This is a genomic window from Endozoicomonas ascidiicola, assembly GCF_001646945.1.
In the GTDB taxonomy this organism is placed as follows: Bacteria; Pseudomonadota; Gammaproteobacteria; order Pseudomonadales; family Endozoicomonadaceae; genus Endozoicomonas; species Endozoicomonas ascidiicola.
Map to the genome: position 1 here is coordinate 1 of NZ_LUTV01000002.1, position 13106 is coordinate 13106.

A 13106-nucleotide genomic window follows, 5' to 3' on the forward strand; every position below is an offset into this window, starting at 1 on the left:
CCACTTATCCTGAATTGGTTCAGAGCTAAAAAGGCGTATTCAAGCGGTATAGTTGAGGGTCTGAACACCAAGATAAAACTCACTACGAGAAAATCTTACGGTTTCAGAACCTACAGATGCGCGGAAATTGCGTTATACCATGCACTTGGCAAGCTACCTGAACCAGAAATTGCCCACAGATTTTACTGACGAGGCAAAAATATAAATAGTTATTTTTCAATTACCAGCCTTTGATAAGCATCAGATTTTCGAATTAACTCGTTAATCAAATCACTATTTATTACATAAAGGAATAAATATTCCCAAAACAAAACATTTATTCATTAAGAGTTGTGCTGATAAGACGAAATATGAGATAAGATCACCCTTCAATTTTCACCGTAAATTATGACAAAGGGTAAATGTACTGAAAGCCATCCATTTTCAGTTTCTTTGTTAGATAAAATTATTTTTATTCAATTACGGAAGATACTGGGATAATAGAGGTTTTAATGACTCAACTGATTTCGGTAGGCGCTCTGGAGTCGTTCCTGATCGCTATTTTTGTTTTATTTCTTGGCCATAGCATTAACTCAAGAGTTCAAACGTTAAAGCAATTTAATATTCCTGAACCTATTGTAGGTGGCCTTCTGGTCGGCATTGTCATTGCTATCCTGCATGTGAATGGCATTAATCTGGAGTTTTATCTGCCACTTCAGGACGCCTTCATGCTGATGTTTTTCGCAACGGTCGGGCTTGCCGCCAATTACACCCAAATGATCAAAGGCGGGAGAAAGGTATTTATCTTTCTGGTTTTTGCCTCCATCTATATCGTTCTGCAAAATGGCCTTGGCTTGACCCTGGCGACTCTGCTGGGCCTGGACCCTTTAATGGGACTCATTGCAGGCTCTATTACCCTTTCTGGTGGACACGGCACCGGCGCAGCATGGTCTCAGACCTTTCACACGATGTATGGCATGGAAAATGTCCTGGAAATTGCGATTGCCTCAGCAACGTTTGGGTTGGTAATGGGCGGGATTATTGGCAGCCCTGTTGCCCAGCGACTGGTGGAAAAAAACAACCTCAAGTCCCGGTATGGCAATACGCCGACCATTCATGAACAGTTTCCGGAGCTGGTGACTTACAGCGAATATGAGCAAGAGAGCGTGACGTCCAAAAAAGTCATTGAAACCTTGTTTGTGCTGTTGATCTGCGTTGCTGGTGCCAAGTATCTCGAGATCTGGGTAAACTCCTTTAACATCAACTGGCTAACCATCCCGGATTTTGTTTACGCCCTGTTCATTGGTGTGATTATTACCAATACGCTTGAAGTAACCAAACTCAAGACGCTGGATGTAGAAACTGTAGACGTTCTTGGTACCGTCTCTTTGTCTTTGTTTCTGGCCATGGCACTGATGAGCCTGAAACTCTGGAATATCTTGGATTTAGCCGTGCCACTGCTGATCATTCTGGCAGCACAGACGGTGATGATGGCTATTTTTGCCTATGTCATTACCTTCCGTATGATGGGAAAAGACTACGATGCCGCAGTCATCTCCAGTGGCCACTGTGGTTTTGGCCTCGGTGCTACGCCCACAGCGGTGATGAATATGGGTACCGTAGTTAACCGCTTTGGCCCATCGCCTCAAGGCTTTATGGTGGTACCCATTGTCGGCGCGTTCTTTATCGATATTGTGAACCTGATTATTTTGCAAACCACTCTGGCAATTATTGGGTAATTATACTGTCATCAACCTTCTTACCGCGGCTTCATCCATGGAGTCGCCGGTTCCCGCCAAAGCCACTTCCCCTCTGTCTAGTACTACATAAGAATCCGCCAAATCCCGAGCAAATTCAAAGAACTGCTCCACTAGCAAAATCGCCATTTCGCCACGATCTCTCAACATACCAATCACCGATTGAATATCTTTGATAATCGATGGTTGGATGCCCTCTGTCGGTTCATCCAGAATTAACAGCTCTGGCTTGGTGATCAGCGCTCTGGCAATGGCCAACTGCTGTTGCTGACCGCCGGACAAATCGCCCCCACGGCGATGGCGCATCTGCAGCAACACGGGGAATAGGTCGAAAATTTCAGCATCAATCCGACGCTGAGAACGGGCTAAACAGGCAAACCCGGTTTCCAAATTCTCCTGCACCGTCAACAATGGAAATATCTGTCGCCCCTGGGGAACATAGGCAATGCCCTGCCGCGCACGAGTGTGAGCCGCTGTGGTCGCAATGTCTTTTCCCTGCCAAAGAATTTTCCCACTGGATGGGCTAACTCTACCGGCAACGGCATTCATAAGCGTCGTTTTACCAACGCCGTTTCGCCCCATCACACTGGTGACCTGACCTTTCCGGGCATTCACCGACACAGATTTCAGCGCCTGACTGGCGCCATAGAACACATCAACGCCCTGTACTTCCAATGCTCCGTCCATGTTTACCTCCCTAAATACACGTCGATGACTTTCTGATTTTGCTGCACATGATCCAGAGAGCCTGTCGCCAGAACACTGCCCTCATGCAGCACCATAACCGGACACTCCAAGGCACGAATAAACGCCATATCATGCTCAACCACCACAACGCTGCGCTCTTTTGCTAACGCTTTCAGCAAGTCTGCCGTTCTGAATGTCTCTTCATCCGTCATGCCCGCAGCGGGCTCATCCACCAGCAACAGTTCCGGCTCCTGAAGCAATAACATGCCGATTTCCAGCCATTGTTTCTGGCCGTGCGACAGTGATTCGCCAGCCCACTCTCTTCGATCAGCCAGACGAATCAGCTCCATAACTTCATCAATTTTGGCAGCACCTTGTGAGCTCAATTTGCCAAACATAGAAGCAAAAGGCGAACGCCTTCCAGACAGGGCCAACTCGAGATTTTCCCATACTGACAGGCTTTCAATCACCGACGGCTTCTGAAACTTCCGCCCAATGCCCATATTGGCCACCTGAGTTTCATCGTAACGGGTAAGATCCACATCCCCGCGAAAAAACACATCGCCGGAATCCGGACGCGTCTTTCCGGTCACCACGTCCATCATGGTGCTTTTACCGGCACCATTAGGGCCAATAATGGCGCTCAACTCTTTCTCTCGCACCATAAACGACAACTCATTGAGAGCACGAAAACCATCAAAGCTTACGGTCACATTGTTGAGATAAAGCAGAGTGTCGTTGGGTATATGTTTATCCATGGTCAACTAACTCCCTGTTACTCACTGATTGCCTGCGGGCTTTAATGATATCCACCACCTGCTGATACAAACCCACCAAACCTTTGGGCAGCCAGAGGGTGGTCACCACAAACAACGCCCCAAGGGCAAACAGCCATGCATCGGGCATTACGCCGGTAAACCAGGTTTTGGCATAGTTGACCGCCACGGCACCAATCACCGCACCGTAAAGCGTGCCACGGCCACCTACGGCTACCCAGACCACCAGCTCAATGGAATTAACAGGAGAAAACTCGCCGGGATTTATGATGCCCACCTGTGGCACATAAAGTGCACCGGCAATACCCGCCAGCATGGCTGAAACGGTAAAGGCCACCAATTTGAAATACTCCACCCGGTAACCCATAAAACGAACCCGGCTTTCCGCATCTCTGACCGCAACCAGTACTCGTCCATAACGACTGCTCACCAACCAGCGGCACAAAACATATCCCAGCATCAGTGCCAGAGCAGAACTGATTAGCAGCACCACTCGGGTGCCATCACTTTGCAAGCTGAATCCCAACAGGTCTTTAAAATCCGTCAGCCCGTTATTACCACCAAAGCCAAAATCATTCTGGAAAAACAGCAGCATTAATGCATACGTCAACGCCTGAGTAATAATCGAGAGATATACCCCCGTTACCCGAGAACGGAACGCCAACCAACCAAATAGAAAAGCCAGAATCCCGGGCACCAAAGCCATCATCACCATGGCAAAACCAAAGGAATCAAACCCTTGCCAGTACCAAGGGAGTTCCTGCCAATTCAGGAACACCATGAAATCCGGCAGCTCCGGATTCCCGTAGACGCCTCGATCACCAATCTGGCGCATCAGATACATGCCCATGGCATAACCGCCCAGGGCAAAAAAAGCACCGTGACCGAGGCTGAGAATACCGCAATAGCCCCAAACCAGATCCAATGCCAACGCCAAAAGTCCATAGCAAAGATATTTGCCCAGCAGCGTTACCGTGTAATTACTGACGTGCAGTGCCGAACCTTCCGGCATCAAGGTATTCAACAAGACAACCACTGTCGTGACAACAAACACAAACGACATCAGAAGTTTTCCAGCACGATCTTCCAATAGCAGTCGGGTAAGCCAACCTTTACTCCATTTATTCTCCATTTCTTACCCCTCAACTGCCCGACCTTTAAGGGCAAACAACCCTCTCGGTCTTTTCTGAATAAACAGAATAATAAAAATCAGTACCAGAATTTTAGCGACTACAGCACCCGCCCAGGGCTCAAGGAATTTATTCACAATCCCCAGCCCCATAGCTGCCACCAAAGTGCCCCACAAGCTGCCAACGCCACCAAAAACCACCACCATGAACGAATCAATAATGTAGTTCTGACCAAGGTTTGGCCCCACATTGGTTAACTGCGAAAGGGCAACACCGGCAACGCCAGCAATACCGGAACCAAGGCCAAATGTCAGCGCATCCATCTTTCCCGTAGGAATGCCCATGGAGCTAGCCATGGCACGGTTCTGGGTCACGGCTCGAATATTCAAACCAAAGCGGGTGTAACGCATAACAAACAACAAGGCGAAGAAGATTAGAAGGCTAAAACCAACGATATAAAGACGGTTCCAGGTTAACGACAGTGCTTCATTAATAATCCAGGAGCCACTCATCCAGGAAGGTGTTACCACTTCTTGGTTCAGGGGAGAAAAAATCGTTCTTACAGCCTGTTGCAAAATCAGGCTAATACCAAACGTCGCAAGCAGTGTTTCCAGCGGTCGGCCATAAAGATGACGTATTACCAACCGTTCAATCAGCACACCAGCAGCACCGGCCACCAAGAATGCCATGGGAATGGCAATAAATAATGATTGATCAATTAAGTTCGGGAATACAGATTGAATAACAAATGTCGAATATGCCCCCAACATCATCATCTCACCATGAGCCATATTAATAACGCCCATGACACCGAAAGTAATCGCTAAACCAATCGCAGAAAGCAATAGAACTGAACCAAGACTTAAACCAAAAAATACACTTTCTGCCATGCCATAGTATTGCTGTCGTTGGTCGATTTCTGCCAGCGCGACACGGATAGACTGCGCTAGTTCGGTACTACTTGTATCCGCCAACGAAGCCGCCAGCTCAGACCGAACATAGGGATGGTTGGAATCCGTCAGTGCATGAACAGCCTCAAGTTGAGCAGTCCCCTTCGCGGTCTGAAAAGCATGAAGGGATAAAGCAACGTCGAGCGCTGACAGCACATCCTTGTTTTCTTCCGTCGCTCTCATGGCTTGGAAAGCAGTCAGTGTTTTATCATCAAGGGTTTTCAGACCGGTATAGATAGCCTTCTTTCGCGTATCAGGATTTTTTGACTTCAGATCCCACGACGCCAGCGCTGTCTTCAAAACAGAGCGAAGTTGGTTATTGATGCGTACTTTTTTTAAGGCTCTTTTCTTTACCGTTCCCAATTCATCAGAAGACAATAAATCATAAATTCGGTATTTCTTTTCCGGTGTTTTCTCTGCATATACCAATTGCTTTTGCTTTTTTACAACAAACAGATGGCCATTTAGCCAATGCTCCAAAACTGTCTGGCTCGCGTCACTGCCTTCGTTGGTCAGGGAGATTACTACCTGCTCTAACTGTGACCAGGTGCTTTTTTTAAGCAACGGTTCGAGTTTATCCGTGGTTAATGAAAAGCCCGGTCGGGATACTAGTAACAGCAATAACAACAGCATGCTGCCAAGTAATCGTTGAATGAGTTGAGAGACACTCTGATTCATATAACATCCTTAGAGTATTTAGTCACACCCCCACGGGGACAATGGGAGTGCAACTATACCCGTCGTCTTTCAAGCTGCTACTTTGTTGGCAACGCTCACTCACCCCAATCACCTACTACTCGTAGGCTCATGGGGACTCACTCGGTTGCCGCCGCGTAGCAACTTAAAATACTTTGGGTATTAACTGTTGAATCAGTAGTTCTGGCCGGAGCAGACGCCGGTTTCCAAGTTGTAGTTACCGCACTGCACTGGCGCTGACCAGTCGGCAACAATCTTTGAGCTTTCTGGCAGGAAATCCGTCCAGGCATCGCCAATCACGCCGCCTTTGGTTTCCCAAACAATTTCAAACTGGCCATCGTCTTGTATCTCACCAATCAGTACAGGCTTGGTCAGGTGATGGTTGGTATTCATAACCGCAGTTCCACCCGTCAGGTTAGGAACAGAAATACCATATATGGCAGAGCGAACGTCATCGATATCAGTGGTTCCCGCTTTTTCAACAGCTTCAGCCCACATGTTAAAACCAATGTATGTGGCTTCCATTGGGTCGTTAGACACTCGATCTTCATCCTTGATAAATGTCTGCCACGCGTCGATGAACTCATCATTGGCATCACTTTCGGCACTCATAAAGTAGTTCCAGGCCGCCAGATGACCAACCAGTGGACCGGTATCAATACCAGACAATTCTTCTTCACCTACGGAGAATGCAATCACCGGAATGTCTTCAGCAGATACGCCCTGGTTACCCAGCTCTTTATAAAACGGTACATTGGCATCGCCGTTTATTGTGGAGATCACCGCAGTCTTCTTACCGGCATTACCAAATTTTTTGATGTCTGAAACAATGGTCTGCCAGTCAGAGTGACCAAACGGCGTGTAGTTGATCATGATGTCTGCATCTTTGATGCCTTTGGCTTTCAGATAAGACTCAAGAATCTTGTTGGTGGTTCTTGGGTAAACATAATCAGTGCCCGCCAGTACAAAACGATCAACACTGCCACCTTCTTCGCTCATCAGGTAATCAACCGCAGGGATCGCCTGCTGATTGGGTGCTGCACCTGTATAAAAAACGTTTTTGGATGACTCTTCACCTTCATATTGAACCGGATAGAACATCAGGCCGTTCAACTCTTCAACCACTGGCAGTACTGACTTCCTGGACACAGAAGTCCAGCCACCAAAAATCACATCCACTTTTTCTTTTACCAAAAGCTCCCGGGCTTTTTCTGCAAACAAAGGCCAATCTGATGCAGGATCAACAACCACAGCTTCCAGTTTCTTTCCAAGAATACCGCCGTTCTTATTTTGTTCTTCCACCATCATAAGAACAGTGTCTTTTAATGTGGTTTCACTGATCGCCATGGTGCCGGACAGTGAGTGAAGTACTCCCACCTTGATGGTATCTGCAGCCTGCGTCATAGCAGAGAGCGACAAAGAAGCGGTCGCAACGGACGCCCATACTAGACTTCTGGAAATTTTTTTTATTTTCGTTTTCATGCTTCCCTCTCTTTCTGTTTGTTGTTCTGATTAATTCCTGAACAGAAATAGCAAGAGGTATGCCAGTACCGACCTAATCCAATAAAAGGGCAAATTCCATCGAAACAAAGCATTTATATAGAGCAATCACGCCCTCGCCTTATTTTAGGGCGCTCAACACAGGTAAAAATTGACGGCGCACCAAATCAAGGCAAAGCAGTTGCACCATTATTGACAACCCAAGGGTCTGTTGACGTTTTGTTGCGAGACTCAGTGACTCAGAAAAACGTCAAGCGCGCGAAAGGGTTGCGCCGTGCGTAGCATTCTACGCCAAGCAAGCCTGACAAAGCGGGTGGCGTTTTTCTGTGTCACCCGGAGGGCGGCTCAGGGCACCCTTTATGCCCTCGGGTATGACCCGCTGAGGGCGCAACGAAATGTCAACAGACCCTACACACCACGCCGCATTGCGGGGCATGGCATTGGTTTTGCTTTGCTTTCAGTACAAGCACACCAAGGCGAATAAATGCACTTACTCACCGAAGCTCATAACAACGACCACGTTGGTCTGAGTGAACATCAGCCTTTTGCGTCAATCGGGTGGAAGGCCGGCATTTCCGCTGAACTAAAACAAATTAATGAACACACACGTCTGGGGAAAACCAGCCATTACGGTCCTTTGCGAATTCAACGCCCTTTTTGGCCGGAGGGCAAAGATCTCGCTCACCTGTACATCCTTCATCCACCAGGAGGTTTGGTGGCTGGTGATGAGCTTGTGCAACAGTTTTCGGTTTGCAAAGGCGCCAAAGGGTTAGTCACAACGCCAGCTGCGGGCAAAGTGTATTTTAACGGCAATGGTCAACTACAAAAGCAAATCACTGAAATTTCTGTGAGCGAAAACGGTTCTATGGAGTGGCTGCCTCAGGAAACCATTTTGTTTAATGGTGCCATTGCTGAGCTGAATACCCAGATCGAGCTCTCTGGTAATGGGCTCTATGCCGGCTGGGACATTGTCTGTCTGGGCCGAACTGCCAGTGGTGAACAGTTTATTCAAGGGCAGTTGACGCAGAATCTCCGAATCACCCGTGATCAAAAACCTATTTACCTTGAAAGGCTTCATTTTGATGCAGGCTCGTCATTTACCAATTCTTTGCTGGGGCTTCACGGGCACACCGTGTTTGGCACATTGTTAATGACCCGGGATAAGTCGCCAGACTTATCCACACTCCACAGTCTCCTCGAAGAAAAAGAATGGCATCACGTCACGGCGATCACCTGGCGTGCAGGCGTATTTATCGCCCGATATCTTGGCGACTCATCAGAACAGGCACGAAATATCTTCACTTGGCTATGGGAGCAGGAAAGGGAACGGTTCAACGGTCGTTCCGGCTGTCGCCCCCGAATCTGGAACACTTGATTAATACAAAAAGAAACAGGATGCACTGATGGAACTGACTCCAAGAGAAAAAGACAAACTGCTGTTATATACCGCTGCACTAGTTGCCGAACGTCGTTTACATCGAGGCGTGAAACTGAACTATCCGGAATCCATTGCTCTGATCTCCATGCACATTATGGAAGGAGCAAGGGATGGAAAAACCGTTGCCCAGTTAATGAATGAGGGTAGAGAAGTCATTTGTCGTGAACAGGTGATGGAAGGCATTCCCGAAATGGTGCCTGAGGTTCAGGTGGAAGCCACCTTTCCTGACGGTACCAAATTGGTCACTGTCCATAATCCAATTGCTTGAGGAATCAACATGATACCCGGAGAACTGATTGCCTCTTCAGAGCCAATTGAAATCAATGTCGGCCGTGAAACCTTGATGCTGTCTGTGGCGAACACTGGTGATCGCCCGGTTCAGGTAGGTTCGCACTATCACTTTTACGAAACCAACCCTGCACTCTCATTTGAGCGTGAGCAGACTCTGGGATTTCGGCTGAATATTCCAGCAGGTACCGCTGTTCGATTTGAACCGGGACAGGATCGACAGGTTGAGCTGGTTCGCTATGCCGGTAAACACCAGATTTATGGTTTTCGTGGTGACGTTATGGGCAAGCTTCAGGGAGAACAGAAATGAAAAACGACCATGACATCACGAAAAGAACCCTGATGGACCGGCAAACCTATGTGGATATGTTTGGTCCAACCGTAGGCGACAAAGTTCGTCTTGGTGATACAGAGTTATTTATCAGCCCTGAGAAGGACTTCACCGTTTATGGCGATGAAGTGAAATTTGGCGGCGGAAAAGTGATTCGCGATGGTATGGGACAGAGCCAGCAACCAGAAGCGTTTGTCGTAGACACTGTCATCACCAATGCCTTGATTCTTGACCATTGGGGCATTGTAAAAGCCGATATTGGCATCAAAGGCGGACGCATCGAGCGCATTGGTAAAGCCGGTAATCCGGATGTGCAGGAAGGTGTGGATATCATTATCGGCCCTGGTACCGAGGTGATTGCAGGGGAAGGGCAGATCGTGACTGCTGGCGGTGTTGATGCTCACATCCATTTTATTTGCCCTCAACAAATTGAAGAAGCGCTGACGTCTGGCGTCACCACCATGCTCGGCGGTGGCACAGGTCCAGCGACGGGTACCAACGCCACGACTTGTACTCCGGGCAGCTGGCATATCAGCACAATGTTGAAAGCGGTGGACAATTTGCCAATGAACATTGGCTTTCTGGGTAAGGGCAACGGTAGTTTGCCGGAAGCACTGGAAGAGCAAGTGCAAGCCGGCGCTATGGGGTTAAAACTTCATGAAGACTGGGGAACAACGCCGGCCTCCATCGACTGTTGTCTAACCGTTGCCGAGAAATACGACATTCAGGTAGCAATTCATACCGATACATTGAATGAATCGGGCTTTGTGGAAGATACTCTGGCCGCTTTCAAAGGACGAGTTATCCATACCTATCATACCGAAGGTGCTGGCGGTGGCCATGCTCCGGACATTATCAAGGCCTGCGGTGAAAGCTATGTACTGCCATCGTCTACTAATCCCACAAGACCTTACACCATCAATACCGTTGATGAACATCTGGATATGCTGATGGTCTGCCATCATCTTGATCCAAATATTCCTGAAGACGTAGCTTTTGCAGACTCACGAATTCGCCGTGAAACCATTGCCGCAGAAGACATTCTTCATGACCTTGGCGCCTTCAGCATGATTGCTTCCGACTCCCAGGCCATGGGCAGAGTTGGCGAAGTGATCAGCAGAACCTGGCAGACCGCCCACAAAATGAAAGTCCAGCGTGGTTTATTGCCTGAAGATGCAATGGCGGAAGTGGATAACTTTCGTGCCCGTCGTTACGTTGCCAAATACACAATCAATCCTGCACTGACTCACGGTATCGCCCATGAGGTGGGCTCTGTTGAACCGGGCAAGCTGGCGGATCTGGTGTTATGGAAACCCGCTTTCTTTGGCGCCAAACCCTCTCTGGTTCTGAAAGGTGGTGCGATTGCAACAGCACCGATGGGGGATCCAAACGCATCTATTCCAACACCGCAACCCGTTCACTACCGGCCGATGTTTGCGGCCATGGGACAGGCTGCAGCAGCTACTTCACTGTCGTTTGTTTCCAAGGCCGCTCTGGATGCCGAGATTGGTGAAAAGCTGGGTTTGAAGAAAACACTCTCCGCAGTGAAAGGCACTCGCACAGTAAAAAAGAAAGACATGGTGCTGAACACATGGCAGCCAGAGATGGAAGTGGATCCGGAAACCTATGAGGTGCGAGCTAATGGTGAGCTGCTCACCTGTGAACCGCTTGATGTTGTGCCCCTTGCTCAGCGCTATTTCCTTTTCTAAACAATTATTCAAACAGGATCGTTTATGTTGAAGTTTACCGAACGCCTTTCGGAAGCGAGCAGCCATTACAGTGATGAACTTCTGCTCCCTTTCGATGAACGTAAGCGTGGGCGCTTGAAGGCTGTCACCCGAAATGGTCAGCAAGCTGGTATTTTCATTGAACGTGGCGAAGTCATGCGTGATGGTACTCTGCTGCAAGCCGAAACCGGAGAAGTGATCAGAGTCACCGCAGCGAATGAAGCCGTTACTACTGCTCGCTGCAACGACCCGTTGCTATTTGCCAGGGCCTGTTATCACTTAGGTAATCGTCACGTACCTCTGCAAATAGGCGACAATTGGCTTCGTTTTCAAATTGATCATGTGCTGGATGAAATGGTGGTACTTCTGGGGTTGGAAGTCAGTCACGCAGAAGCGCCTTTTGAGCCAGAAAATGGCGCCTATGCCAAAGGTCATTCCCATCAGCACGGACACGAGCCTCAAGAGCATCACCATGAGCATCACCACTGAGTCACTGTTGGGGTTGCTGCACCTCTCCAGCCCCGCATTGCCGGTGGGTGCGTTCGCCTATTCTCAGGGGCTGGAAACAGCCATTGACCGACAGTGGTGCCATAACCGGCAAACCACTGGTGACTGGATCAGTGAATTGATGCTACAGGGCATGGCAAAACTCGACGTACCGGTTTTTCTGCGCATTTATCGTGCCTTGAAAAACCATGATCAAGAGCAGGTTATGTTCTGGAATGACACTTTACTGGCCTTTCGTGAGACTAAAGAGTTATACGACGAAGATTGTCAGGTTGGCAGAGCGTTCTGTACCTGGGTGAAATCCATGTACCCCGATGAGCCAAGAGCCGACTGGCTGATCACACCCACCCAATGCTCGATGTTTGCACTGTCCAGTCTATTGGGAAGCATTGATGAGCAAAGTGCCGTCATTGGTTTGCTGTGGTCCTGGTGTGAAAATCAGGTAACAGCCGCGACAAAAGCAGTGCCCCTTGGGCAAACCGATGCCCAGCATATTCTGAAAAGACTGACCCATGAAATGGATGGCGCACTGAATGCGGCTCATTCCCTGAACGATCATGAGATTAGCAACAACATGATGCACTACGCCATGGCCAGCAGCTGGCACGAGCATCAGTATTCCCGGTTGTTCCGATCGTAACCTGATAGAAAAAGGATAAGAATAATGACACTTAACAGAACAACTCGAACCCCGCAAACGCTGCGAGTAGGCGTCGGTGGCCCTGTAGGTTCTGGCAAAACAGCATTGCTGACCAAGCTCTGTGCCGCCATGCGGGACTATTACAATCTGGCGGTTGTCACCAACGATATTTATACGAAAGAAGACGCCCAATTTTTAATGCGCAACGAAGCACTGGATGAAGATCGCATCATTGGTGTTGAGACCGGAGGCTGCCCACACACTGCCATCCGTGAAGATGCATCCATGAACCTTGCTGCCGTGGATGAACTTTGCCAACGCCATTCAGGGCTGGAACTGGTTCTGGTGGAATCTGGCGGTGATAACTTAAGCGCTACTTTCAGCCCTGAGCTCTCTGATTTGACGATTTATGTGATCGATGTGTCTGCCGGCGACAAAATACCCCGTAAAGGTGGTCCGGGCATCACCCGCTCCGATTTGCTAATTATTAATAAAACCGATCTGGCTCCCATTGTGGGCGCATCACTTGAGGTTATGGATCGGGATGCAAAAAAAATGCGTGGTGAACGACCTTTCTTTTTTACCAATCTAAAAGCGGAGGAAGGGGTTAAAGAGATTATCGATTTCATCATAGATCAAGGCATGCTGGAAGCAAAGATGCCTGAAACGGCAGAAGCCGTATAACTTTCATTCATACAAA

14 protein-coding genes are annotated in these 13106 nt (G+C 48.5%); 9 read left to right on the forward strand and 5 right to left on the reverse strand.

What is annotated here, in order from left to right; genetic code table 11:
- Window positions 1-189 (forward strand): transposase (locus AKL11_RS04135; RefSeq protein WP_172807239.1); only part of this gene is annotated, 189 nt, incomplete at its 5' end.
- A 302-nt stretch (window positions 190-491) separates the two neighbouring features.
- Window positions 492-1718, forward strand: a complete 1227-nt coding sequence (gltS, locus tag AKL11_RS04140) for a sodium/glutamate symporter (protein WP_067515388.1) — start codon at window positions 492-494, stop codon at window positions 1716-1718.
- Here the strand turns inward: gltS and urtE are convergent, their stop codons facing one another.
- The 5 genes from urtE to urtA form a co-directional block, all read right to left on the reverse strand.
- Window positions 1719-2423: an urea ABC transporter ATP-binding subunit UrtE gene (gene urtE, locus AKL11_RS04145; RefSeq protein WP_067515389.1), complete on the reverse strand. Its 705-nt coding sequence runs from the start codon at window positions 2421-2423 to the stop codon at window positions 1719-1721.
- Window positions 2424-2425: 2 nt separating this feature from the next.
- Window positions 2426-3181, reverse strand: a complete 756-nt coding sequence (urtD, locus tag AKL11_RS04150) for an urea ABC transporter ATP-binding protein UrtD (protein WP_067515390.1) — start codon at window positions 3179-3181, stop codon at window positions 2426-2428.
- A complete protein-coding gene (gene urtC / locus AKL11_RS04155; protein ID WP_067515391.1) occupies window positions 3174-4331 on the reverse strand; it encodes an urea ABC transporter permease subunit UrtC in 1158 nt (385 codons plus the stop codon). The genes urtD and urtC overlap by 8 nt, the downstream gene beginning before the upstream one ends.
- 3 nt (window positions 4332-4334) lie before the next feature.
- A complete protein-coding gene (gene urtB, locus AKL11_RS04160) occupies window positions 4335-5957 on the reverse strand; it encodes an urea ABC transporter permease subunit UrtB (RefSeq protein ID WP_067515392.1) in 1623 nt (540 codons plus the stop codon).
- 192 nt (window positions 5958-6149) lie between these two features.
- A complete protein-coding gene (gene urtA / locus AKL11_RS04165) occupies window positions 6150-7379 on the reverse strand; it encodes an urea ABC transporter substrate-binding protein (protein WP_425387596.1) in 1230 nt (409 codons plus the stop codon).
- Window positions 7380-7959: 580 nt separating this feature from the next.
- Between urtA and AKL11_RS04170 the strand changes: the two genes are divergently transcribed.
- From AKL11_RS04170 to ureG, 7 genes are read left to right on the forward strand one after another with little or no spacing between them, the layout of a single operon-like run.
- On the forward strand, window positions 7960-8850 hold the full coding sequence (locus tag AKL11_RS04170) for an urease accessory protein UreD (protein ID WP_067515393.1): 891 nt from the start codon (window positions 7960-7962) through the stop codon (window positions 8848-8850).
- A 28-nt stretch (window positions 8851-8878) separates the two neighbouring features.
- A complete protein-coding gene (locus tag AKL11_RS04175; RefSeq protein ID WP_067515394.1) occupies window positions 8879-9181 on the forward strand; it encodes an urease subunit gamma in 303 nt (100 codons plus the stop codon).
- 9 nt (window positions 9182-9190) lie between these two features.
- Window positions 9191-9511 (forward strand): urease subunit beta, encoded by a 321-nt coding sequence (locus AKL11_RS04180; RefSeq protein ID WP_067515395.1) that lies wholly within the window; start codon window positions 9191-9193, stop codon window positions 9509-9511.
- The gene (gene ureC, locus AKL11_RS04185; protein ID WP_245673522.1) at window positions 9508-11241 is read left to right on the forward strand and encodes an urease subunit alpha; all 1734 of its coding nucleotides are present in this window, start codon (window positions 9508-9510) and stop codon (window positions 11239-11241) included. Before AKL11_RS04180 ends, ureC begins: the two co-directional genes overlap by 4 nt.
- 24 nt (window positions 11242-11265) lie before the next feature.
- Window positions 11266-11748, forward strand: coding sequence for an urease accessory protein UreE (gene ureE, locus AKL11_RS04190; RefSeq protein WP_067515396.1), 483 nt, complete (start codon window positions 11266-11268; stop codon window positions 11746-11748).
- A complete protein-coding gene (locus AKL11_RS04195) occupies window positions 11732-12406 on the forward strand; it encodes an urease accessory protein UreF (protein ID WP_157673414.1) in 675 nt (224 codons plus the stop codon). Before ureE ends, AKL11_RS04195 begins: the two co-directional genes overlap by 17 nt.
- A gap of 24 nt (window positions 12407-12430) precedes the next feature.
- Window positions 12431-13090, forward strand: coding sequence for an urease accessory protein UreG (ureG, locus tag AKL11_RS04200; protein ID WP_067515397.1), 660 nt, complete (start codon window positions 12431-12433; stop codon window positions 13088-13090).
- Window positions 13091-13106 lie beyond the last annotated feature (16 nt).